Source organism: Pontibacter sp. MBLB2868, from assembly GCF_051904785.1.
GTDB lineage: Bacteria > Bacteroidota > Bacteroidia > Cytophagales > Hymenobacteraceae > Pontibacter.
The window spans coordinates 2,403,900-2,428,302 of record NZ_CP196710.1; the positions used below are offsets into that span (position 1 = coordinate 2,403,900).

Genomic DNA, 24,403 nt, shown 5'->3' on the forward strand with positions numbered 1-24,403 from the left:
TTAGTTGTAATATGTCCCAGATCTATTTACGCCAGTCCATTTCATTTGAAGAGCAGCATGCTCCGCTCTCGCTTTACGAACTGCACCAGCAGATTCGTGAGGAGCTGGAAGTGGCTTTTCCGGAAAGTTACTGGGTGGTGGCGGAGGTGGCACAGGTAAACGTTGACCGGCGCAAAGGGCACTGCTACCTGACACTGGTAGATAAAGGTGATGATGCCCGGCAAATGCTGGCACAGGCAAGGGCTACCATCTGGGGAACTCGTTACCAGATGCTGGGCCGGTACTTTGAAGAAAAAACAGGGCAGCCCCTGAAAGCCGGTTTAAAAGTATTGCTACAGGCCACTGTACGCTTTCATGAACTCTATGGCTTAAGCCTGGATATCTCTAACATTGACCCCAACTACACCATCGGCGATCTGGCAAGGCAGCGCCAGGAAACCCTAAAGCGCCTTGAAGCGGAGGGTTTGCTGGAAGCAAACAAAGCGCTGCAGCTGCCTCTTGTGCCGCAAAGGCTGGCCGTTATCTCCTCGGCAACAGCGGCAGGGTACCAGGATTTTATACATCAGCTGCAGCATAACAGCTATAGCTATACGTTTGAAACAACGCTGTTCCCGGCAGTAGTACAAGGAAATGAATCTCCTGCTTCTGTGGCTGCGGCCATGGCGAAAGCTGCAAAATACTGGGACCAATTTGATGCTATCGTGCTTATAAGAGGCGGAGGCTCTCAAACTGACCTCAGTTGCTTTGATGATTACAAGATTGCCGCTGCCATCGGGCATTCACCATTGCCTGTGATAACTGGCATTGGGCACGAACGTGATGAAAGTATAGCCGATCTGGTGGCTAACACACGCCTTAAAACACCAACTGCTGTGGCTGGATTCCTGATCGACAGGTTCCGGGAAGCTGAGGAACTGGCCGAAGGCATTTTTGACAGTATCCGGATGTTCTCTGCGCAACAACTAAAGATAACATCTGACAAACTAGAGCGACTAAGCCTTCGATACAATAACACTTCTAAACAGCTGTTACAAACAAATAAAGACAAGCTTGAGCAACTCTCCCGCGGGTTATTGCTTAAGCCTAAATCATACCTGGAGGCACAGCGGCATGCGGTGAGCAACCTGGAGAAGGACATTGACTCTGAAACCAAAGCGATGCTCTACCAGCACGAAAAGTACCTGCAGGAACTCTCGGTATGTGTGGAGGGCAAAAGTCAGCGTTACCTGCACATGAAGGAACATGACCTGAACACCCTGGTGCACTGCCTGGAAACAGAGGCAAAAAGCAAACTGCAGCAAAGACAGGTAAGCTTTACCAAAAACAGCGACAAGCTGGAGTATAATACCCAGAAAAAACTGCAGCACGAAAACCACCGCCTGCGGTTACTGGAAATGAGTATAGAAGCTAATAACCCCGAAAAACTACTTTTACGCGGTTATACGTTAACTTTGTTGAACGGCAGAATTATAAAAAGCACGAAAGATATAAAGAATGGTGACGTACTGGAAACCAGGATGAAGGACGGTACGCTTCATAGTATGATCGTAAATGTTGATAAGAATGAATAAGGATCTGAACGAAATGACCTATCGGGAGGCTACACAGGAGCTGGAGGAAATATTGCGCGCCATTGAGAACGATGCAGTTGATGTGGATGAACTAACGCAGAAAGTACAGCGTTCCTCTGAGCTAATTAAGCTTTGTAAGCAAAAGCTGCGCAAGGCTGAGAAAGCAATTGACCAGGTGTTTAATGAAGAAAATTGTGAGGAACCAGCTAAATCCAGGGCTTCAGATAGCAAAGCAACTCCAAACGGAAACACGTTGTTTTAGCAGGTACCTTTATTTAAAAGCAACAAAGCCATCCTGAGAATTTCAGGATGGCTTTGTTGCTTTTATTAATCAATCTTTAACCCGTCATCATAGCCCCGCCGGTTGCTTGTTCGGCACTGGAGTGCTGCAACAACTTGGAAAGCATCCACCGTGCTTCCTGGCAGGTATCCAAATGATATTTGGCTACTGACTGTCCGTTACCGATTTTCACGGTATAGGCCGTGCGTGGCATGGCTTTAAAAATATCTTCATCTCCCCAGTCATCGCCAATAGCTAACACAAACTTGTGCGGATACTTGCTAAGCCAGTAACTGGTTGCCTTTCCTTTGTTTATCTCCTGTGCCTTTACCTCCACTGCCATTTGGCCATCCAGCACCTGTAAGTTGCTGTTCGAGGCCAGGAAGTTCAGGTGGTTAACTAATTCGCGTGCACGCAAATCTCCCAGGCCTGTTTCCACCTTGCGGTAATGCCATACTAAAGAGTAGTCTTTCTCCTCTATAAATGAACCCGGCGTACGGTCTACATACAGTTCCAGTATCAGGCGTATGTCATTCTTCCAGTCGTCCATGAGGCTGAGAACTGTTTGCCATCCGGTACTTTTTTGTTTGATCCAGACGCCATGTTCGGCAATAATATCAATGTTAAGGTGGCCAAGCCAGTCTTCCATATTATCTTTCTCACGACTGCTAACAACCACCACTTTGTTTTTAGGGTTGCTGCTCAGGCGCTGCAGCAGATCTATCAGATCATCGCTTGGCCTTGCCATGAGTGGCTTGTTCGTATAATCTACCAAGGCACCATCATACTCCAGGAAGAAGAGACGTGAACTTGCAGATTCGTAAGAGTGGGTAAGTTCCTGGAAAGTAGCCTGATCGAGGTAACTGGTTGCCATAGACAGCTGCTTGATCTTGACGTAAGACAGCCTGTCCATGAACATACTTACCCAATGATGGATATTATAGCGTTTGATGGTATCCTGCATGCTCTTCATATGCACCTTCTGTTCCTCCACAGGCATCGTAAGCGCCTTATACAAGGATTCTACCATCTGGTTAATATCGTTCGGGTTAATGAGAATAGCATCTGACAATTCTTTAGAAGCCCCTGCCATCTCACTAAGTATCAGCACTCCGGTCTGGTCTTTTCTGCTAGCCACATATTCTTTACAAACCAGGTTCATACCATCGCGCATAGGAGTAACCAAAGCAACGTCTGCCATCACATAAAGTGCAGAAAGGGTCTCTAGCGGGTAAGAGCGGTAGAAGTACTGAATCGGGTTCCAGTTGATGTCGCTGTATTTACCGTTGATACGGCCTACCATTTCATCCACCTCTTCCTTCAACTCCTTATACTTTTCAACTTCATCACGGCTTGGCACCACCAGCATCACCAGCGTTACTTTACCATGGAACTCAGGGTATTTCTCCAGGAATTTTTCCAAAGCTTCTAATCGCTTCGGGATACCTTTTGAGTAATCCAGCCTGTCAATTGAAATAATTACTTTTTCAGCAACAAGGTTATTCCGATAAATCTGCGCTCTTCTTGCTACCTCTTCTGTATCAGCAATACCGGAATACTTATCATAGTCGATTCCCATCGGGAAAGAGTCTACCAAAAGAGAGCGCGAGTTAAGGTTTATCCAACCGTGCATGCTACCATACCCCAAAATGCGGTTTACAGAGCTCAGGAAGTGACGCATATCGTCATAGGTATGAAAGCCTACCAGGTCTGAGCCCAGCATACCTTCCAACAGCTCCTTGCGCCAGGGCAGCAGGCGGAAAACTTCGTAAGATGGAAACGGGATGTGCTGAAAGAAGCCGATGGTACAGTCCGGGAGTTTCTCACGTAGCAGAGAAGGAAGCAGGAGTAACTGGTAATCGTGCACCCAGATAGTATCGTCTGGTTCGGCCTGCGCTACCACTGCCTCACAAAATTTTTGGTTCACCTCTACATAGGTTTCCCAAAGTTTTTGATCATAAACAGCGTACTGGCTGAAATAGTGGAAAGTAGGCCATAAAGTTTCATTGCTGAATCCTTCATAAAACTCCTTTATTTCGGTTTCAGTAAGAAAAACAGGCTGCATACTTTCTTTCTTAAGGTCTTCCACAACCTTCTGCTGCTTTTCAGCCTCCTCCACTACTAAACCTGGCCACCCGATCCAGACATTATCGCCTTCCTTGTAAATGGACCCCAGGCCGGTTGCTAAACCACCTTCGCTTGCTTTAAATAATAATTCGCCCTCCTTTTCCTGGAGTTTTACTGGTAATCTGTTTGATACAATGATCAGTTTTGCCATTTAGAAAAGTCTTTTTACAAGCATCATATAAAGGTAAGACGGGTGCCTTCTTACCATAAAAGTATAGCCTGCAATTCAGTTAAACTGTAGTTTTTATTATGTACATCGACCTTTTTACTCTTACGGATAGTTTTAAGACACGTTTTATCTATATATATATTTTGCTATTAATATTTTCCTCCCAACGTATAATATAAGTTTAATTTAATACAGAACCTCAACATCCATTACGTAGTACTTTCAAGGCAAAGCGTACAAAAGTGTTTCAAGAACAGTTGCCGCTTACACAAAATAGAACCAAATAATGAACAGAACCACCGACTTTATCTATCAGCTTGATGATTTTGCCCTTGGGATAGTCATTATCGTAGCAGCTGTTGTAATTGGTTTTCTTGTAAAATTTATTGCCTTCAAACTCCTGGAGGTCTATAATAAACGTGATAATCCTTTCCTGGTACGCTCGCTCACGCAGCACCTTAGTCAGCCTTTCTCTTTGTTTGTGCCGCTGTTGTTTGTCTCCTTTGCCATACCTGCCCTGCCTTATTCAGATGAAACCGTCTATCTGTTTAAAAGAGTAACAGAAGTCCTTAACATTATTGCTTTTGCCTGGATACTCATTAAGCTCACAAACGTAGCGCGCGATGTGGTACGTAAGAAGTACCAGATCGGCAAAGCTGATAATTACCGGGAGAGGAAGCTATATACCCAGCTACAGTTTATCAGGCGGATAGCCATTATACTGATCATTTTTATAGCGCTATCCATGATCCTGTTGAGTTTTGATGCCGTTAGAAAGCTGGGCACAGGATTGTTAACATCTGCCGGCGTGGCAGGTATTGTTATTGGTCTTGCAGCGCAAAAATCCATTGCCAACCTACTGGCAGGGTTGCAGTTAGCATTTACTCAGCCCATCCGGCTTGATGACGTACTGGTTGTAGAAGGGGAGTTTGGGCGTGTGGAAGAGATCACCTTAACATATGTTGTACTAAAGCTATGGGACAACCGCCGACTGATCCTGCCTCTGAATTATTTTATCGAAAAACCTTTCCAGAACTGGACCCGCACCGGCTCAAACATCCTGGCAACGGTATACCTGTACACAGATTACACTATTCCGGTTGATGAGCTTAGAAAACAATTTGAGGTAATACTGGCTGGTACAGAATTATGGGATAAGCAGGTTTCTGTGCTACAGGTAACAGACTCGACAGAAAAAACACTACAGTTGCGTGCCCTGATGAGTGCCAGCAGCTCGTCACTTGCCTGGGACCTAAAGTGCCTGGTAAGAGAGAAACTTGTGCAATTCATTCAGCAACATTACCCCAATGCTTTACCAAAAGAAAGAGCTGAACTGCTAGGCAGCAACGACTTTGGAAACATTAAACAACTTTAATCGACTTACTATTTCATAACACCCTCACTTATACCAAGTAAATGAATTATTTTCAAGGCTTAGATCCTGATATAGTGGAATGGGTTATTATACCTCTTCTAATATTTTTCGCACGTATCTGCGATGTTACCCTCGGCACGCTCCGTATTGTTTTTATCTCAAAAGGAGATAAGTTTATCGCTCCGCTCCTGGGTTTCCTGGAAGTGCTGATTTGGTTGGTAGCCATCACACAGGTGATGGAGAACTTAAACAATGTGGCCTCCTATTTAGCCTGGGCCACGGGTTTTGCAACCGGCAACTTCTTAGGCCTGCGCGTAGAGCAAAAGTTAGCCTTAGGCCAGATGGTGGTTCGTGTGATCACTGTAGAGCCCGCCGATAAATTGATTGATCGCCTGACAGGCCATGGCTATCGCCTTACCTGTATTGATGCCCGGGGTACGCGGGGCAAAGTAAACCTGCTCTTCCTGATCGTAAAGCGTAAGAAGTTAAATAAAGTGATTGATATTATACGAGATTATAATCCGCAGGCTTTTTATTCAGTAGAAGACGTACGCTCTGTATCTGATTTTGAACTTGCTAAAGATGATACAGCACGACGCATTGATTTCCGAAGGCTTTTCCCACTCAGGAAAGGCAAATGATACCCCTTTCAACCAGAAAGCAAAAAAGCCGCAGTAACTACTTACTACGGCTTTTTTGTTTCAGGCAGGTTATGACAAAAACCTGCTCAAACACTATATATTATTAGCTTCTTAGCTTAAAGTAAGTCACTGCCAAAGGATGCACTTTCAGGTTGATAGAATTCTCACGACCATGGAACGGCTCCGGTACAGAAAAAATAGGCTGATCGTTGTGCACGTTACTGCCCCCAAACCTGCTATCGTCGGAATTAAATATCTGCACCCACTCCCCTTCATGCGGAACACCTAAGCGGTAATGCTCGTGCACAACCGGAGTAAAGTTACAAACAACCAGGATCTCCTCACGCGGGTTATCACCTTTGCGCATGAAGCTGATGATGCTGTTATGGGCATCATTATAATCTACCCATTCAAAGCCTTTGTAATCAAAGTTATGTGTATACATTGCAGGTTCTGATTTGTAAAGCGCATTCAGCTCACGTAGCTCCTGCTGCACCCCCTGATGGTAACCAAACTGCAGTAAATGCCAGTCAAGGCTGCTGTCGTGATTCCATTCACTGGTTTGCCCAAACTCACAGCCCATAAACATCAGCTTGGCTCCGGGGTGGGCATACATATAGGCGTAAAGTGTGCGCAGGTTTGCGAACTGCTGCCATTCGTCGCCAGGCATCTTACGAAGCAATGCTCCTTTGCCGTGCACCACTTCGTCGTGGGAGAGCGGCAGCATGAAACGCTCTGAAAAAGCATAAATGATACTGAAAGTTATTTCTCCCTGGTGATGCCTTCTGTATATCGGGTCTGTTGAGAAGTAGTGCAGCGTGTCGTGCATCCATCCCATCATCCACTTCATGTCAAAGCCAAGGCCCCCACTCTCTACTGATCCCGTTACTGCAGGCCAGGCAGTTGATTCCTCTGCAATAGTTAGTATCTCAGGGAAGTTATCATGAACGGCTTCGTTAAAATCTTTCAGGAACGAGATGGCCTCCAGGTTTTCCCGGCCTCCATGTTCATTCGGAATCCACTCCCCTTCTTTTCGGCTGTAGTCTAAGTATAACATCGATGCCACCGCATCTACACGCAATCCGTCAATGTGGTATTTATCCAGCCAGAACAGCGCATTACTGATCAGGAATGAGCGTACCTCGTTGCGTCCATAATTAAAAATATAGCTGTTCCAGTCCGGGTGGAAACCCTTGCGAGGGTCTGCGTGCTCAAACAAATGTGTTCCGTCAAAATATGCCAGCCCGTGTTCATCTGATGGGAAATGTGACGGCACCCAGTCCATGATCACCCCAATGCCGTGCTGGTGCAACACATCTATCAGGTGCATCAGGTCTTGCGGAGATCCGTAGGTGCTGATCGGTGCAAAATAGCCTGTTATCTGGTAACCCCATGAACCATTAAAAGGGTGGAACATGACAGGCATGAGCTCTACATGCGTGTAACCAAGATCTTTAATATAATCAGGTAGCTCTTCTGCCAGCTCACGGTACGTTAGCGGTCGGTTATTATCCTCAGCTTTGCGTCGCCAGGAACCTATGTGTAATTCGTAAACGCTGTATGGCTGAGGCTGCCCTATCTTACTTTTCCGGTAATCAATCCAGTCCTGGTCGTGCCACTCATAATGTATGTCACTCACCACAGAAGCTGTTTGAGGAGGCACCTCACGGCAGAAGGCGAAAGGATCGCTTTTTTCTACATGGTATAAATGGTATTTCGATTTGATGTGGTATTTGTACATCGTACCAACCTGTACATCCGGTATAAAGCCTTCCCAGATGCCGGAACTGTCCTGGCGCACGTGCAGCTGATGGCTATCACGGCTCCATTCGTTAAACTCACCCATCACGCTTACCTGGTCTGCATTAGGGGCCCATACTCCAAAATACGTTCCCTGCCGGCCGTTCTGCTCCATCGGGTGTGAACCTAATTTCTCGTACAGGTTGGAGTGCTTGCCCTCCTTAAAAAGGTACACATCGAATTCGGTGATACGGTTGCCGTACTGTACAGACATTTCGGAATGGTATACAGGTGCCTGCTCTTCTTCCACGTTCACAACTTTGGTTTTTCTGCTACCGCCATGCTTGATGGTTATCATTTCCTGCACATTATCGGCGTGGGCAATTGGCACAACAAGATCTTCTGCTGTATCCGACGCCACTTTAGATGCCGCCTTCTTGGTTGCAGCCCTGGGCTTTGCAGCAGCACCTTTAGCTGACGAAGAGTCAGACTTAGCCTTTGTTTTACTAGTCGATGACTTGTCGGCAGGTACCGATGTTTTGGCTGCCTTTTCAGCAACAGGGCTATCCGCAGCTTTTTTCCTGCCGCGTTTTGCAGCTGGTTTTTCCGTAGCTTCTGCTTTAGCCTCTTTGGCAGCTTTAGGCGCTGCCTTCGTGGTTTTTTTAGCAGTAGAAGCAGTGGATTTTGCCTTTCCTGTTGTTTTGTCTGTAGTCTCGGTTGTCGTGCTTTCTTTTTTCTTAGCCATTCTTATACTTCCTCATGATGTATTTAATGCCTCTGATCGGGATGAGCACCCAATCCGGACGGTTATTCAATTCATAGCCGAGTTCGTAGATCGCCTTCTCCAGTAAAAAAGTCTGGATCAGGATCTCGAAATCCTCTTCTTTTGGTGGCACTACGCCTGTACCCATGGTCTTGCCCAGGTACGTATGCATAAAAAAGTTGCTGGCATAGTGGTACCACTGTTCGGCCCACGCCTCCAGGTAATCGGCATCATCTTTTCGAAGCCCCTCCTGTTGGAAGTAGGCACTGTAGGCAGCGTAATGGAAGGAGCGTATCATGCCCGCCACATCGCGCAAAGCAGATCGTTTCAGGCGCCGCTCACTAAAAGAGCGCGCAGGCTCCCCTTCAAAGTCAATTATGTAAAAGTCCTTACCAGTGAACAGTACCTGCCCCAGGTGATAGTCTCCATGCGTCCGGATCTTGAGCGTATCTATCTTTCTTGAGAAGATCAGCTTCAGCCGCTCTAAAATTTCCTCCCGCATTTCCAGTACTTCCTGTGCCTCTCCCCGCACGCTATCCGGCAGGTTTGGCAAATGCTTCCGAAGGCTATCGAAGTTACTGCGCACCAAAGAGGTTAGCGATGAGAAAAGAGACCGTTGGTAATGCAGTGAGAACTCCTCTGGTATAAAGTCGCGGTGATCTTTGATGGAACCTAGTGCCAGGTGCATTTCAGCGGTACGGCGGCCAAGCAAATCAACCCGCTCAACATGTGCGCCGCCTAACTGCATCTGAATCTCTTCGGGTACATCTGCAAAGGCCAGTGGTCTGGAAAGTGAACCTACCGGAGGCTTGATTTTAGCACGTTCGTTATGGGCAAGTATGCGCTCATACATACGCTTCAGCGAATCTCCAATGTAGCTCCAGGCATCTCCCTGGTTGGGTACAAGCTCCTGAAGCATCACCAGCACCATAGGCAATTTGCCCGGCTCCTGCTGCTCAATGGCACCCAGGAAACGGGGCACATGATCAAAACCGACCTGCTCGGTCAGCATCTGCACCACTTCTACATCCGGGTTAACCGCTCTGTCCAGTTTACGGTAAACTTTCAGGAAGAAAATGTTATCGTAAATGATGGAGGTATTGCTCTGCTCTGCGCTTAATATCTTCGAAGGTAATTGTCCGGCGAGGTTACGCAGCTCCGTAGCTACATTCTTATCCCCGTATCCTACCAGTTCCGTGTTATCATCCCCTTTAACTTTCTTGCGCTTGGCGATCATCTGCAGGAGGAGCTGTCTGAATTCCTCCTTGTAAAGGGCATCGTAAAGTATCCCTTCTTCATTGTCCATGGCAACACGCGCAATAACGCTGTTCGGGTGCGTGCTGCGCAGCTCTTCCTCCTCTTCGGCGGTAGCAAAGGCAACGGGTAACTGGTAAAGTTCCGGTAAACCTTCATTATAGCTCACTTCCACAAACAGCCAAGATACAGCCTGTTGTTTGCTCAGTTGCACAGGCGTATTGCTCACTACCTGCATCCGTTGTACGGTACGCGCTTTGCCACCAAACCAGCGGCGCTGGCTGATGTACTGCGGCAATACCCGCCCCTCCAGGTCTTTCAGCGTCTTAGCGTCCAGGGTATGGCGTAGCGAACTTATCTTGATCGCTGGTCGCGTACGTTGTTCATCTGTCTGTTGGAATGCCTCCTGTGGCTTTAGCTCCATCCAGTAGTAACCGTGTCCGCTTACCGTAAATAAATAAGCATCATCCTTAACGCTCGGGAACTGGTTCTTACTAAACACCTCCACCGGGATATGCCCCTTATACTCCTGCAGATCAAGCTCTACCGCCTCAGGAAAACGGGACAGGTTAGCTATCACCAGGATTGTTTCATCCTCGTATTCACGGATAAAAGCGAGCACTTTAGAGTTGTTGGGAGAAAGGAATTTTATTGTTCCCCTACCAAACGCTTTGTAGCGCTTACGCATGTTAATGGTACGGCGCATCCACCATAGCAATGAGTTGCTGTTGTGGTTTTGCGTGTCCACGTTTACTGACTCATACTTATATTCCGGGTCTATAATAATTGGCAGGTATAACTTCTGCGGATTGGCATCAGAGAAACCAGCATTACGGTTATCGTTCCACTGCATCGGTGTACGGACCCCATCTCTGTCGCCTAAATAATAGTTATCGCCCATGCCAATCTCATCGCCATAGTATACCACCGGCGTACCGCGTAACGAGAATAGCAGAATGTTCATCAACTCTATCTTGTCACGGTCGTTACCGAGCAGTGGCGCCAACCGGTGCCGGATGCCTAAATTGATCCGTGCCTGCGGATCTTTAGTGTATACTTTGTACATGTAATCCCGCTCCTCGTCCGTCACCATCTCCAGTGTAAGTTCATCATGGTTTCGCAGGAACATTGCCCACTGGCAGCTCTCCGGAATGGCCGGGGTCTGGTTAAAGATGTCGATAATAGGATACCTGTCTTCCATTTTAAGCGACATGAACAGGCGGGGCATGATCGGGAAGTGATAGTTCATGTGGCACTCATCACCATCTCCGAAGTATGCGGCAGAATCCTCTGGCCACATGTTGGCCTCGGCCAGCAATAATTTGCCAGTATACTTCTTGTCTACGTGTGCACGAAGCTTCTTCAGGAAGTCATGGGTTTCCGGAAGGTTCTCTCCGTTTGTTCCTTCACGCTCAAACAGGTAAGGCACAGCATCCAGACGAAAACCATCCACGCCCAAATCAAACCAGTAGTCCAGCACCTTAAACACCTCCTTTTGCACCGCAGGATTATCATAGTTCAGGTCGGGCTGATGCGAGAAAAAGCGGTGCCAGTAATATTGCTGCGCAATGGGGTCCCAGCTCCAGTTACTTTGCTCTGTATCTGTAAAAATGATGCGTACATCTTTGTACTTTGTCGGATCATCAGACCATACATACCAGTCCCTGAATTTAGATCCTTTTTTGGCGCTTCTTGCCCGCTGAAACCACGGATGCTGATCGGAGGTGTGATTTATAACTAACTCAGTAATAACTTTAAGGCCTCTTTTGTGCGCTTCCCGCACAAAAACCTTAAAATCCTGCATGTTACCGTAGTTCGGGTTAATGCTGAAATAGTCTGCAATGTCGTAGCCATCATCGCGCAGCGGAGAAGGATAAAAGGGCAGCAGCCATATAGCTGTTACACCTAGATCTTCGAGGTAATCAAGTTTCTGCATCAGCCCTTTAAAGTCGCCGATGCCATCACCGTTTCCATCTTTAAAAGCCTTGATATGCAGCTCATAAATGATGGCGTCTTTATACCAATGGATATTGTCGTCTAATACGAGTTTTTCGTCTGCCATAATTGTGGTCAAAAGGGTTCTGCTTATTCGTTGGTGTGGTGGTCTGTTGGTAGCCAGTTATCATCTAAATTTTCGTGCCCCATGCCGGGGCTGGCGCTTTCGATCCGGAACACGTGCACAGGCATTTCATGCGGCCTCAGCTCTACGTAGTTCCATTCGTCGTGCCAGGTATACTTTCTTTCGGTGAGCAGGTCGTGCACCAGGAAGTTATCGCCGGTCTTCATGTTCAGTTTCCAGAGCGGCACTTTTACCCAGCCAGCCTGTGTATTGTGCGGGTCCAGGTTTATCACCATCAGCATCTTGTTCTTGAAGTCGCTACTCCATTTGGTGTAGCAAAGAAGTGCAGAGTTATCGGTCTCCCCGAAGGCAATATTCCAGGTGGTTTGCAGGGCAGGGTTTACTTTCCTGATCTTATTTATTAGTGTGATCACCTCACGTATTTTTGTGAGTTTACCCCAGTCCCAGTGTTTGACCTCATACTTCTCCGAGTCCAGGTATTCTTCTTTGCCCGGCACGGGAGTGGCAATCCCGAATTCATAAACCGGTCCGTACAGGCCGTAGTTCGATGACATTGTTGCTGCCATCACAACCCGTGTGATATGCGCTGCCTCGCCACCTTCCTGCAAGGCTACCGGGTTAATATCGGGAGTGTTGGGCCAGAAGTTAGGCCGGTAGTATTCCCGCAGCTCTGTTTGTGAGAGCTCTTCCATGTATTGCCTCAGCTCCTGCGCAGAGTTACGCCATGTATAGTACGTATACGTCTGTGTAAAGCCGATCTTCGCCAGCCTCTCCATTACACGGGGGCGGGTAAAAGCTTCAGACAGGAAGATCACCTGCGGATTGTTTTTATGAATATCAGCAATGACCCACTCCCAGAAGGCGAACGCTTTGGTATGCGGATTATCTACCCTGAACACATACACTCCCTGTGCGATCCAGTGTAACAATACCCTGCGCAACTCTTTCCAGAGGTTTTGCCAGTCTTCTGTTTCAAAGTTTACAGGCAAAACATCCTGATACTTTTTTGGTGGATTCTCAGCATACTGCACTGTTCCGTCTGGTCGCCACTTAAACCACTGCGGATGCTCTTTTACATACGGATGGTCAGGGGAACATTGAATGGCAAAATCCAGGGCCACTTCTATCCCATATTCCCGTGCCTGGTCTACAAACTCTTTAAAATCCTGTAACGAGCCCAGCTCAGGAAGTATGGCATCATGCCCTCCCAGTTCACTGCCTATAGCCCAGGGTGAGCCGGGTTCACCGGGCTCAGAAGTTACCGAATTATTCTTTCCTTTTCTGAAGGCATGGCCTATAGGATGTATAGGAGGTAGGTAAATAGTGTCAAACCCCATTTCTGCAATGCGTGGCAGTAAGCGTTCGCAGTCTTTAAAAGTGCCGTGCTTACCAGCTTCCTGTGCCGCCGACCTTGGGAAAAACTCGTACCAGGTACTGAAAAGCGCTTTCTGACGCTCTACATCCAGTGGCAATAGTTTATCATAGGTGGTTACGTTCTGGCGTTCGCAACAGGCATGCATCAGCTCACTTACCTCCGGGCTTGTAGCAAGCGCCACGCCATCGGCAGCCGAAGTAGCATTCTGAAGCTCTTCAGCCCACTTTCGCAATCGCTTTTGCTGCCCGGGCTTCGAGGTTGCGGCTGCACGATCTAACTGCTGCGCCCCTATCTGAAGCTCCACGGTCACATCCTGGTTTGCTTCGAATTTCTTTTTCAGGCCCTTTTGCCAGGTGTAAAAATGGTCTACCCATCCCTGAATTGTGTACTCATATCTCCCCATGGACTCCGGAGCAAAAGATGCTTCCCATCTGTCGTTGCCCAGAAACCGCATGGGCACTTCTTCCCACTTCTTTTTGCGCTCATGCCGATAAAGCAGGGCTGCCTTCACCTCGTCATGGCCATCGCCGAATACATCGGCTGTTACCGTGAGCTCTTCTCCCACTACGCGTTTAGCCGGATACTTTCCGCAGTTGATTTGGGGTTTTACACTTTCTATTACAACTCGTTTGGTTCCTTCTAATCCTTCCATGCAATATGTTTTGCTTTGAATTAGATAGGTACTGTTGTTCTAAAAATATGTTTCGGACAATATTCTATTACTATCATTATGCAGCATTACCAGGGCTATAACAGTATCGTAACATAAAAACCTGTGCGCTCTCATATATCCTCATTTCACTAAAAATCTACAACCAATTACCCTGTAACCCAGTTAATACGAGCTGTGAAAACACGTGATTTTATGTCCATATTAAGAGAGATCGGAGCGAAATTTAATCCAGAAAAAGGCACTGTTTTTACGGTGTGGGCCCCAGAGGCAAGTGATGTGGAAGTAAAGCTGCATGCTCCACTTTCCCAAAAGTTATCCCTGCAGCGGGAGGACTTCGGTTACTGGACTGCCTTAGCTGAAAATGCCAGCCCTGGTTCACGTTATAGCTATGTGCTGGATGGAAAAGAAGAACGCCCGGACCCGGCATCACATTATCAACCGGATGGCGTTCATAAGGCTTCTGCCGTTGTAGACCATACCAGCTTTAACTGGACAGATAGTAAATGGAAAGGTATACCGCTGGAGCAATACATTATTTATGAGTTACATGTAGGCACTTTTACAGACGAAGGTACATTTGAGGGAGTTACTGAAAAACTGGCGGAGCTAAAGAACCTCGGGGTTACGGCCATCGAACTAATGCCAGTGGCGCAATTTCCCGGTAACCGAAACTGGGGCTATGATGGTGTTTATCCTTTTGCAGTTCAGAATTCTTACGGCGGGCCTGATGCACTAAAAAAACTGGTAAATGCATGTCACCAGCAGGGCCTTGCAGTGGTGCTCGATGTGGTGTATAACCACTTTGGGCCTGAGGGTAATTACCTGCGCGACTTTGGCCCTTACTTTACGGGTAAGTATCATACTCCCTGGGGCGATGCCCTTAATTTTGATGAGAATCACGCTGATGCTGTTCGTAACTTTTTCTTCCAGAATGCCCAGATGTGGTTTCGGGATTATCATATAGATGCACTGCGGTTGGATGCTGTACATGCCATTTTTGATATGAGCGCCAGGCATTTTCTGGAAGAGTTACAGGAGCATACAAAACAGCTGGAAGCGCAGGAAGGGCGACCTTTTATACTTATCGCAGAAAGCGACCTGAACGATGTACGGCTGATCAATCCTTCTGAAAAAGGGGGCTACGGACTGGAGGCCCAATGGAATGATGACTTTCATCATGTGATCCATGCCATGGTTACAGGAGAGCAAAACGGTTACTATGCAGGTTTTGGCACCACTGAGCAGCTGGCAAAGGTAATGACGAAGGTTTTCGTGTACGATGGGCTATATTCAGAGCACCGTAAACGCACGTTCGGAAGTTCTGCAGAGGATAACGCGGCACAGCAATTTGTGGTGTGCTCTCAAAATCATGACCAGGTAGGCAACCGGATGCTCGGCGAACGGTTGTCACAGCTAGTGGATTTTGAGATGCTGAAGGTAGTGGCCGGGCTTGTTCTGCTTTCGCCCTACCTGCCCATGCTGTTTATGGGAGAAGAGTATGGGGAGAGAAATCCATTCCTATACTTTGTTAGCCACAGCGACAAAGACCTGATACAAGCTGTTCGCAAAGGCCGCAGAGAAGAGTTCTCATCATTTGCCTGGCAGGGAGAAGCACCGGACCCGCAAAGCGAGGACACTTTCATGCAGTCTAAACTGCAACGGGGCTATACTTCTGATGAGCAGCAGTTACGCCTGCGTGAATTTTATAAACGGTTGATACACCTGCGCAAATCCTCTGCTGCACTAGTTAAACCCGATAAAACGAAGGTGGAGGCACACATGAAGGACAGTGATAAAGTACTGCACCTGCTCCACAAAACCCAACAGCCTTATCTCTATTGTTTGTTTAACATGAACATGCAGCCTACTACCATAAGCCTGAAGCACACTTCGGATGTGGAGAGCTGGAAAACCATACTTCATTCTGCTGATAGCACCTGGGGAGGGCCAGGCGCAGACATAACTCAGGAAGTAGCAAATGGAGAAAAAATTACGCTGCCTGCAGCATCTGTCATACTACTTGAACAAGTAAAATAATATGAACCGCTACATCTGTATCCACGGACATTTCTATCAACCGCCCCGGGAAAACCCCTGGCTCAACGAAGTAGAGCTACAGGATTCTGCTGCACCGTACCACGATTGGAACGAGCGTATCACTGACGAATGCTATGCCCGAAACTCTGCCTCACGCATACTGGATGAGCAGGGAAAGATAGTGGACATAATGAACAATTACAGTAGTATGAGCTTCAACTTTGGGCCTACTTTACTGGAGTGGATGCAGAAAAAAGAGCCCAACACCTATCAGGCAATCCTGGATGCGGATAAAGAGAGTATGCAGCACTTTTCTGGCCATGGGGCTGCCATTGCACAGGTATATAACCATATTATAATGCCCCTTGCCAATGCAAGAGACAAAGAGACACAGGTGATCTGGGGTATTTATGATTTCAAAAAACGTTTCGGCCGTGACCCGGAAGGGATGTGGCTGGCTGAAACGGCAGCAGACACCCCTACCCTGGAGGTTCTGGCGGAACATGGCATCAAATACACTATTCTTTCCCCATACCAGGCAAAACGCTACCGGAAAATCGGTGAAACCAAATGGGAAGATGCAGAGGGGGCTAACATTAACCCCAAGCGGCCATACCTTTGCAACCTTCCGTCAGGTAAAAAGATAGTTCTGTTTTTTTACGATGCCCCCGTATCACAGGGGATTGCCTTTGAGAAACTACTTAATAGTGGCGAAACGTTGGCACACCGCCTTGTTGGCGCTTTCGACGAAAAAGCGTCGGAGCCACAACTAATGCACATTGCCACAGATGGAGAAACTTACGGTCATCATCACCGCTTCGGAGAAATGGCTCTTTCTTATGCGCTCCACCACATAGAGGTAGAAAAGCTGGCACAGGTAACCATTTACGGGGAATACCTTGAAAAATACCCGCCTACTTACGAAGCGGAGATCATTGAAAACACCTCCTGGAGCTGTGTGCATGGCGTTGAGCGCTGGCGGAGCAACTGTGGCTGCAATACAGGTGCTCATCCTGAGTGGAACCAGGAGTGGCGCAAGCCTATTCGTGAGGCCTTCGATAACCTGCGTGATAAACTGGCCCCCTTGTATGAGCAGGAAATAAAGCAGTTAGGAGTAGATAAGCCATGGGAGGTGCGCAATGATTACATCCAGGTGGTCATGGATCGTTCGCAGCAAAACGTAGAGCACTTTATCAAAAGTCATACTTCCAGAGAGTTGAACATGGATGAGAAAGTGCGTTTCCTGAAACTGATGGAAATGCAGTACCACACGCTCCTATTTTTTACAAGCTGTGGCTGGTTCTTCGACGAAGTGACAGGCATCGAAACAATTCAGGATATATTTTACGCGGCACGGGCCATACAACTGGCGAAAGCAGTTAGCAACAATGATCTTGAACCTGAGTTTTTAACTTACCTGGAACAAGCTAAAAGCAATATGAAAGAGTTGGGTAGCGCAGCAGATACTTATAAAAATATTGTGCAACCCACTATGATAGACCTGTTACGGGTGGGCGCGCATTATGCCGTTTCGTCCCTGTTCGAAGAACATTCAGATGAACTGGAGCTTTATAGTTTTTGGGCCACCTCAGAGAACCACGAAGTGTTAGAAGCTGGAAAGCAGCGACTCTCTTTTGGCAGGGCAAAGATAAAATCAAAGGTCACCTGGGAAGAGATCAGGATCACGTATGGTGTGCTGCACCTCGGTGATCACCAGCTGTTTGGAGGTGTACGGGAATTTATGAGCATGGAGGAGTTTGACAAGCTGAGGCAGGAGTTAAAAACAGCCTTTGAACGTGGTAACGTGAGTGAAGTTATCATGCTGATGGATAAACACTTCCAATCCCATAACTACTCTTTCTGGCATTTATTCAGGGATGATCAGAAAAAGATACTGGATCAGGTACTGGCCCAGACTATGTTGGGTGTCGAAAACGATTTCCAGCAGCTTTACGACAATAACTACCCGCTCATATCTGCGATGAAAACAATTGGAATGAAGCTTCCGCGCCCTCTGCAAACTACTGTGGAGTATATTATCAATACAAAGCTGTTGCGTGAGTTCGAGTCAGAGAAGCCAAACCCGGAGGAAATCAGCAGATTGCTGGATGAAGTAAAGCGAATGAGAGTAAGACTTCGTTACAACACACTGGAGTTTACCATTTCTAAACGTGTGGATGAGCTAACGCAACAGGTACAAGATCACCCGGAAAACCAGGACACCATGGACCAACTCATTGCGCTGTTGCCTATTCTCAACGGCTCTAAGCTGGAGCCTGATTACTGGCAGGCACAAAATATCGCGTTCAGAATGCAGCAAAACGTCTACAAAGACTTTAAACAACGCAGTAAAAATGGGGACCAACAGGCTGCTGTATGGTGCAGCAAGTTCGAACAATTATACAACAAACTTAATTTAAAAGCTTAATGAACTATACCCCTTCGGCTACATACAGATTACAGATTTCATCTGGTTACACACTTAAACAGGTTCAGCAACTTATCCCTTATCTGCAGGAAATGGGAATAAGCACACTCTATGCTTCTCCCATATTTTGCGCCCGCCCGGGCAGCGAGCACGGATATGATGTTACAGCACCTTATGATGTGAATCCCGAAGTGGGCAACCAGCAGGAACTCCTTCAGATTTCCTCAGAACTTCATAGCAGGGGTATGGGATGGCTTCAGGATATCGTTCCAAACCACATGGCTTTCCATCCGGATAATGTCTGGTTAATGGATGTACTTGAGAAAGGATCTCAGTCTTCTTTTTATACTTTTTTCGATATCGATTTCGGCCATCCCGATTTTGCGGGTCAGGTAATGGTCCCATTTCTTGGAGAGCCACTGGAGCAGGTGCTGCAACAGAATCAACTCCAACTTCAGTTTACTGAAAAAGGGCTGACTCTTAATTACTTTGATAATGCATACCCTATAAGTGTTTCGAGTTACAGGCCCTTGTTACAACAGGTGATGCAGGATGCCGGCGAGCCGGAGATGACCAATATAGTACAGCGGTTCAGCAATGACCTTAAGCTTTTTGAAGAAGAAGAAAACATTAACCCTGCTGCCTGGAACAACTATAAAAGAAAGCTTTTCCAGGATACGCTTCTTAAAGAGCAGATTGAACAGGAAATCCAAAGAATAAACAGCGACAGAAAAAAACTAAAGCAATTACTGAAGCAACAGCATTACAAACTTTGCTACTGGAAAGAAACAGAGCAGAAAATTAACTACCGCCGCTTTTTTACTGTAAATGATCTGATCTGCATGCGGATGGAACACCCGGAGGTATTTGAGCAATATCACCAGTTCATAAAGCAAATGTGCGAAAAAGGTGTGTTCCAGGGACTGAGGGTTGATCATGTGGATGGACTCTATGACCCGGGCACATACCTGAAGCGACTGCGCCAATTGGTCGGGAACGAACAGTATATAATTGTAGAGAAGATATTAGAAGGCGAAGAGAAATTACCGGAACGCTGGCCGGTACAGGGTAACAGCGGGTACGATTTTCTGGCCTGGGTGAGCAACCTTTATACTTCCGGAGCAGGCCGCCGGAAACTGACTGAGATATACCGTCGTCTGGTTCCGGATGCACCCAGCAATTATGAGCAGCTTGTTTTTAACAAGAAGATGTTCATCCTGACAAATTACATGCAAGGCGAACTGGAGAACCTGCTTCGCATCCTTCAATCGAGGCACCTGGTACCATTGGAGCCGAAAGAAACCTGGAGAAAAGCACTGGCTGTTTTGCTGGCCTCTTTCCCGGTTTACTGCATATACGGAAATCGCTTCCCGCTCACAGATCATGAAATGCAGGTGGTAAACGAAGCATTTGAAGAAGCACATAAGCAGGCTCCGGAACAACAGGCACAACTGGAGCACCTGCATAGCTTGTTTACCGTTACCCCGGAAGATAGCGAAGAAACCAGGCACCACAAACTGTACTTTGTGATGCGTAGCCAACAATTTACCGGACCCCTTGCTGCCAAAGGCGTAGAAGACACTACTTTTTACAACTATAACCGGTTAATATCTCTGAATGAGGTAGGTAACAGCCCCGATATTTTTCACCTGGAAACAGAACAATTCCACGAGCGGATGCTGTACCGCCAGCGTGTTTACCCACTATCCCTCAACGCCACTGCCACCCACGACACCAAGCGAGGAGAAGGTGCGCGTATGCGGCTGAACGTGCTGAGCGAACTGCCCGATGAATGGGAAAAATGCGTGAAGGACTGGATTGAAATCAGCAGGAAATATACGCAGGAGCCATCAGACAATGACTTATACTTTATTTTTCAAACGATCTTAGGCGTACTGCCGCTTGATGGGGAAGCAGATAATAAGCTGCTTAAACGTGTGCAGGAATACCTTCAGAAAGCTTTTCGGGAAGCTAAGGTCAATTCTGACTGGTCTGAACCCAATGAATCGTATGAACAGGCTGTGCAGGAATTAGCAGGAAAGCTCTTGCTTGAAGATGAAAACTTTACGCAATCTTTTAAGCCCTTTTTCAGGAAGGTTGCGCATTATGGCTGGTTATATTCTCTTTGCCAGACATTACTCAAGGTTACCTGCCCCGGGGTTCCGGATATTTACCAGGGCACAGAACTCTGGGATCATAGCCTAGTGGACCCAGACAACCGGCGTCCTGTAGATTACCGACTCCGGCAACACTACCTGTTACGCATCCGTCAGAATGAGAACCAAAACATATACCACATGCACAGCGACCTGCTGCAGCATCCGGAAACAGGGCAGGTGAAGCTATACCTGCTGTATAAAGCCTTGAACGTACGCCTCAGTATGCTGCCGTTATTTAACCAGGGCGAATATATTCCGTTAAAGCTCACAGGTAAATTCAAAGACCACGCCCTGGCCTTTTCCCGCTATCATGAGGGCCAATGGGCACTTGTGGTTGTACCACTCCTGCTGGCAAGTCTGGTAACTGAGGATAAACTCCCGTTGGGTGAAGAAGTATGGCAGGATACAGCTGTACTCTTACCGGATGGTGTACCCACGTATTGGCGACAGGTTTTTGGCCGAGAGGATCTGAAAGCAGACGGACAACTAAAAGTGGCAGAAATTTTAAGAACTTTTCCTGTTGGATTTTTAACGGCAAAAACTCTATGATCATACCCAAGCGCAGCAGTGGCTTATTGCTTCATATTACCTCTCTCCCATCCCGGTTCGGCATAGGCGACTTAGGTCCGGAAGCATACAAATTTGCAGACCTTTTAGTAGAATCCGGACAACGTTATTGGCAGATACTACCCCTCAACCCAACCGAGATCGGCATGGGAAACTCACCGTATAGCAGCCACTCTGCCTTTGCCGGTAACCCCTTGCTTATCAGTCCGGAACTGCTGCATCAGGATGGTTTACTAAAGGAGAAGGACCTGCATCCGGATGAGTCATTTGAAGATGGAGAAGTTAAATTTGATAAGGTGGCGCCCTTTAAGATTAAACTCCTTAAAAAGTCTTTCAACCTTTTTAAGTCTGAACTCCCGGACCCCATCTGGAAAGAGTTTACACTGTTTCAGAAAAAGCAGCGTCGCTGGCTCGATGATTATGCCCGTTTTGCTGCTTTTAAGGAACATTTCGAACATAAAAGTTGGGTAGAATGGCCCACAGAGATCAAAAAACATCATAAGGAAGCTGTACAGGAACTGGAGCAGAAGTTAGAGGACAGGATGCTGTTTGAGAAATACCTGCAGTTTCTGTTTTACAGGCAGTGGAAAAGACTTAAAAGCTACTGCGACAGAAAAGGGATCACTTTATTTGGTGACATGCCTTTTTACGTAAGCCACGACAGTGCCGATGTCTGGACACACCCGTACTATTTTAAGCTGGATCGCGATGGGTTACCTACGGCTGTCTCAGGAGTTCCGCCAGATTATTTTAGCGAAACAGGCCAGCTCTGGGGTACACCGGTATTTGATTGGGATACTCTTAAAAAGCATGATTTTGACTGGTGGGTGGAGCGGCTGGAGCATAACCTGGATCTATTCGGATTATTGCGCCTGGATCACTTTCGGGCTTTTTCTGCATACTGGGAAGTGCCTGCCAACGAAGAAACTGCCATAAAAGGAAAGTGGGTAAAAACACCCGGCGCAGATTTCCTGCGCCTTATACAGGAAAAGCACCACCCTATGCCTATTATAGCAGAAGACCTGGGTGAAATAGATGAGCCCGTGCGCAACCTGATGCACAAATTTGACCTGCCAGGTATGCTGGTGCTTTTATTTGCATTCGGGGAAGATATTTCTACGAATCCTTACGCACCCCACAACCATGCTGCCAACAAAGTTGTGTACACAGGCACTCATGATAATAACACTGTAAGGGGCTGGTACGAAGAAACTGCAGGCAAAGGCGATAAGCAACGGCTAAGTGAGTATAGCAACCATACGCTTAACAAGCTAAATGTATCTGATGTGATGATGCACCTTGCCCAGGGGTCTGTTGCTCAGTTGGCTGTGCTACCGATGCAGGATGTGCTCCGGCTTGGTGCTGAAGCTGTTATGAACAAGCCCTCCACCAGCACTGGGAACTGGAAATGGCGCCTTAAGCCAGGGCAGTTTACGCAGCAACAGGTAAAACACCTCAAAGAGCTAACCGCTTTGTATGGCCGTTGTGAAGAATAAGCGACAGGGATAAAATCTGAAAACAGGTGTTTGTTATGTGCTTTGAAAACCCTATTTTAGAAGAGACTTAAAAATTGTATCGTACTTACTTTCTAAAATTAGTACTATGGCACAAGAAACAGCTCAGGTCGTCCTCGGCAGCAAAGCACAAAACTTTGCTTTACTGGATACTCTATCGGACAGGCTCGTAACGCTGAACGATGTTGCCTCTCCCAAAGCTACAGTGATCATGTTTATCTGCAACCACTGCCCTTATGTAAAACATATGCTGGAGGGACTGATAAACGTAGCAAATCAGTATATACCTAAAGGTGTGAGTTTTGTAGCTATCAGTGCCAACGATGCAAAGGCATATCCACAAGACGGCCCCTTGGAGATGAAGGCGTTGGCACAGCAGCATAAATTCCCGTTCCCGTACCTATACGACCAGACACAACAGGTGGCCCGCACCTATCACGCAGTATGCACGCCTGAATTTTATGTGTACGATGGCTCGATGCGGCTGGCGTATCATGGGCAGTTTGATGATTCAAGACCTAACAATAACTTGCCTGTTACAGGCAAAGACCTTGCATTGGCACTTGACCTTGTTCTAGCCAACAAACCTGCTCAGGAGCAGCAAAAGCAAAGTATAGGATGTAGTATTAAGTGGCGTCCGCAACAGGAATAGATGGCGGTGGAACGTCTTTCTGGTTCTCACTGAGCAGTTCGGACATGGCTGAGACATGGTCCAGGTATTCTGAGGTATAATTATCCGCTGCTGCATGCACATATAAGGCTGTACCGCCCACTACAGCGTTGATAATATCCTCATGTTCTTCCATTGGTATGGCAGGGCATCCCAGGCTACGCCCTAACCTGCCGGCTTGCTTTATGAAAGATGGCGAAGCGTACTCTGCTCCGTGCATTACAATACAGCGATCCATAGCATTTGTATTAAAGCCTTCGTCCAGGCCATTCAGTTTAAGCGACAGGCCATGCTTGCCGTAGTAGGTCCCTTCGGTTACATAAAAGCCAATGCTGCTCATGTACGATTCTTCCTGGTTCGAAAAGTGCTCTGCATATTCTTCTCCTGAGTTACGCCCATGCGAAACATAGGTGTTAAAAAGCAGTTCCTTTTTATCCAGGTCTATCACCCACAAACGCTTTTGATTCGAAGACTTTGTGAAATCCACAATGGTGATGATAGGTTTATCAGAAACCTCCTCTTTATGCTTCATGTTATAATATCCGGTCAGGGCTTTATCAAACACCTCGAATTTCAGTCCGGTATTCTGCAGTTCCATGTGGTTATATAAATTATAGGCCACCTGATTGAACTTCATTACTTTAAAGTCAGCAACTTTTGCTTTTGTGCGCTTGGTGTTGCCACGCATATCGGGTAAATTTTTACTGAACGGCGCGTTTACGGGAGCAAGTGCAAGCGGTGCAAACAAGGGCAATATCCCTTTTGCTAACCTTCTTTTCATATATCTCAACCTTGGTTTTCTCATCATACTTTAATTCTTTTTTCACAAAACAACCGCCAGCTGTTGTAGCAGTACTTATTGTATACGTGTGTTTTAGTACTGCCGTAACAGTATACCTCTTAATCAGCCTTTATTGTGCTTTATTTCCCTATGCTTCGCTATTTTTTTTATATTTACCCTTCATACCATTAAATCAGAT

General features: G+C 46.9%; 14 protein-coding genes. 9 read left to right on the top strand and 5 right to left on the bottom strand.

Annotated features, from left to right (window positions below; translation table 11 throughout):
- Nucleotides 1–11 precede the first annotated feature (11 nt).
- Together xseA and xseB are read left to right on the top strand one after the other, a co-directional pair.
- The gene (gene xseA, locus ACSX1A_RS10220; protein ID WP_439879554.1) at nt 12–1,571 is read left to right on the top strand and encodes an exodeoxyribonuclease VII large subunit; all 1,560 of its coding nucleotides are present in this window, start codon (nt 12–14) and stop codon (nt 1,569–1,571) included.
- Entirely contained in the window at nt 1,564–1,833 is a 270-nt protein-coding gene (gene xseB, locus ACSX1A_RS10225) for an exodeoxyribonuclease VII small subunit (RefSeq protein ID WP_439879555.1), read from the top strand. Before xseA ends, xseB begins: the two co-directional genes overlap by 8 nt.
- Before the next feature lie 76 nt (nt 1,834–1,909).
- Here the strand turns inward: xseB and ACSX1A_RS10230 are convergent, their stop codons facing one another.
- Entirely contained in the window at nt 1,910–4,129 is a 2,220-nt protein-coding gene (locus ACSX1A_RS10230; protein WP_439879556.1) for a bifunctional alpha,alpha-trehalose-phosphate synthase (UDP-forming)/trehalose-phosphatase, read from the bottom strand.
- Between the two features lie 304 nt (nt 4,130–4,433).
- On the opposite strand from ACSX1A_RS10230, the gene ACSX1A_RS10235 reads away from it, so the two are divergent.
- Both ACSX1A_RS10235 and ACSX1A_RS10240 read left to right on the top strand, forming a co-directional pair.
- Nucleotides 4,434–5,522: a mechanosensitive ion channel family protein gene (locus tag ACSX1A_RS10235; protein ID WP_439879557.1), complete on the top strand. Its 1,089-nt coding sequence runs from the start codon at nt 4,434–4,436 to the stop codon at nt 5,520–5,522.
- A gap of 41 nt (nt 5,523–5,563) precedes the next feature.
- The gene (locus tag ACSX1A_RS10240; protein ID WP_439879558.1) at nt 5,564–6,163 is read left to right on the top strand and encodes a DUF2179 domain-containing protein; all 600 of its coding nucleotides are present in this window, start codon (nt 5,564–5,566) and stop codon (nt 6,161–6,163) included.
- A gap of 103 nt (nt 6,164–6,266) precedes the next feature.
- Here the strand turns inward: ACSX1A_RS10240 and glgB are convergent, their stop codons facing one another.
- From glgB to ACSX1A_RS10255, 3 genes are read right to left on the bottom strand one after another with little or no spacing between them, the layout of a single operon-like run.
- Nucleotides 6,267–8,648: a 1,4-alpha-glucan branching protein GlgB gene (glgB, locus tag ACSX1A_RS10245; protein ID WP_439879559.1), complete on the bottom strand. Its 2,382-nt coding sequence runs from the start codon at nt 8,646–8,648 to the stop codon at nt 6,267–6,269.
- Nucleotides 8,641–11,982 carry a maltose alpha-D-glucosyltransferase gene (gene treS / locus ACSX1A_RS10250; protein WP_439879560.1) on the bottom strand — a complete coding sequence of 1,114 codons (3,342 nt, stop codon included), beginning with the start codon at nt 11,980–11,982 and terminating at the stop codon, nt 8,641–8,643. The genes glgB and treS overlap by 8 nt, the downstream gene beginning before the upstream one ends.
- A gap of 23 nt (nt 11,983–12,005) precedes the next feature.
- Entirely contained in the window at nt 12,006–14,027 is a 2,022-nt protein-coding gene (locus ACSX1A_RS10255; RefSeq protein ID WP_439879561.1) for an alpha-1,4-glucan--maltose-1-phosphate maltosyltransferase, read from the bottom strand.
- 213 nt (nt 14,028–14,240) lie between these two features.
- Between ACSX1A_RS10255 and treZ the strand changes: the two genes are divergently transcribed.
- From treZ to ACSX1A_RS10280, 5 genes are all read left to right on the top strand, one after another.
- Complete coding sequence (treZ, locus tag ACSX1A_RS10260) at nt 14,241–16,085, top strand: malto-oligosyltrehalose trehalohydrolase (RefSeq protein WP_439879562.1); 1,845 nt, start codon at nt 14,241–14,243, stop codon at nt 16,083–16,085.
- A gap of 1 nt (nt 16,086) precedes the next feature.
- Nucleotides 16,087–18,513 carry a DUF3536 domain-containing protein gene (locus ACSX1A_RS10265; protein ID WP_439879563.1) on the top strand — a complete coding sequence of 809 codons (2,427 nt, stop codon included), beginning with the start codon at nt 16,087–16,089 and terminating at the stop codon, nt 18,511–18,513.
- Nucleotides 18,513–21,221 (top strand): malto-oligosyltrehalose synthase, encoded by a 2,709-nt coding sequence (gene treY / locus ACSX1A_RS10270; protein WP_439879564.1) that lies wholly within the window; start codon nt 18,513–18,515, stop codon nt 21,219–21,221. Before ACSX1A_RS10265 ends, treY begins: the two co-directional genes overlap by 1 nt.
- The gene (malQ, locus tag ACSX1A_RS10275; RefSeq protein ID WP_439879565.1) at nt 21,218–22,735 is read left to right on the top strand and encodes a 4-alpha-glucanotransferase; all 1,518 of its coding nucleotides are present in this window, start codon (nt 21,218–21,220) and stop codon (nt 22,733–22,735) included. The genes treY and malQ overlap by 4 nt, the downstream gene beginning before the upstream one ends.
- A gap of 106 nt (nt 22,736–22,841) precedes the next feature.
- Nucleotides 22,842–23,405, top strand: coding sequence for a thioredoxin family protein (locus tag ACSX1A_RS10280; RefSeq protein ID WP_439879566.1), 564 nt, complete (start codon nt 22,842–22,844; stop codon nt 23,403–23,405).
- Here ACSX1A_RS10280 and ACSX1A_RS10285 read toward each other — a convergent pair.
- Nucleotides 23,380–24,204, bottom strand: coding sequence for a murein L,D-transpeptidase catalytic domain family protein (locus ACSX1A_RS10285; RefSeq protein ID WP_439879567.1), 825 nt, complete (start codon nt 24,202–24,204; stop codon nt 23,380–23,382). The two genes, ACSX1A_RS10280 and ACSX1A_RS10285, sit on opposite strands and share 26 nt — an antisense overlap.
- Between the last annotated feature and the right edge of the window lie 199 nt (nt 24,205–24,403).

Excerpts from the sequence above, each read along its gene's own strand:
- xseA (WP_439879554.1), top strand. The coding sequence starts at position 12 with ATGTCCCAGATCTATTTACGCCAGTCCATTTCATTTGAAGAGCAGCAT.
- xseB (WP_439879555.1), top strand. The coding sequence starts at position 1,564 with ATGAATAAGGATCTGAACGAAATGACCTATCGGGAGGCTACACAGGAG.
- ACSX1A_RS10230 (WP_439879556.1), bottom strand. The coding sequence starts at position 4,129 with ATGGCAAAACTGATCATTGTATCAAACAGATTACCAGTAAAACTCCAG.
- ACSX1A_RS10235 (WP_439879557.1), top strand. The coding sequence starts at position 4,434 with ATGAACAGAACCACCGACTTTATCTATCAGCTTGATGATTTTGCCCTT.
- ACSX1A_RS10240 (WP_439879558.1), top strand. The coding sequence starts at position 5,564 with ATGAATTATTTTCAAGGCTTAGATCCTGATATAGTGGAATGGGTTATT.
- glgB (WP_439879559.1), bottom strand. The coding sequence starts at position 8,648 with ATGGCTAAGAAAAAAGAAAGCACGACAACCGAGACTACAGACAAAACA.
- treS (WP_439879560.1), bottom strand. The coding sequence starts at position 11,982 with ATGGCAGACGAAAAACTCGTATTAGACGACAATATCCATTGGTATAAA.
- ACSX1A_RS10255 (WP_439879561.1), bottom strand. The coding sequence starts at position 14,027 with ATGGAAGGATTAGAAGGAACCAAACGAGTTGTAATAGAAAGTGTAAAA.
- treZ (WP_439879562.1), top strand. The coding sequence starts at position 14,241 with ATGTCCATATTAAGAGAGATCGGAGCGAAATTTAATCCAGAAAAAGGC.
- ACSX1A_RS10265 (WP_439879563.1), top strand. The coding sequence starts at position 16,087 with ATGAACCGCTACATCTGTATCCACGGACATTTCTATCAACCGCCCCGG.
- treY (WP_439879564.1), top strand. The coding sequence starts at position 18,513 with ATGAACTATACCCCTTCGGCTACATACAGATTACAGATTTCATCTGGT.
- malQ (WP_439879565.1), top strand. The coding sequence starts at position 21,218 with ATGATCATACCCAAGCGCAGCAGTGGCTTATTGCTTCATATTACCTCT.
- ACSX1A_RS10280 (WP_439879566.1), top strand. The coding sequence starts at position 22,842 with ATGGCACAAGAAACAGCTCAGGTCGTCCTCGGCAGCAAAGCACAAAAC.
- ACSX1A_RS10285 (WP_439879567.1), bottom strand. The coding sequence starts at position 24,204 with ATGAAAAGAAGGTTAGCAAAAGGGATATTGCCCTTGTTTGCACCGCTT.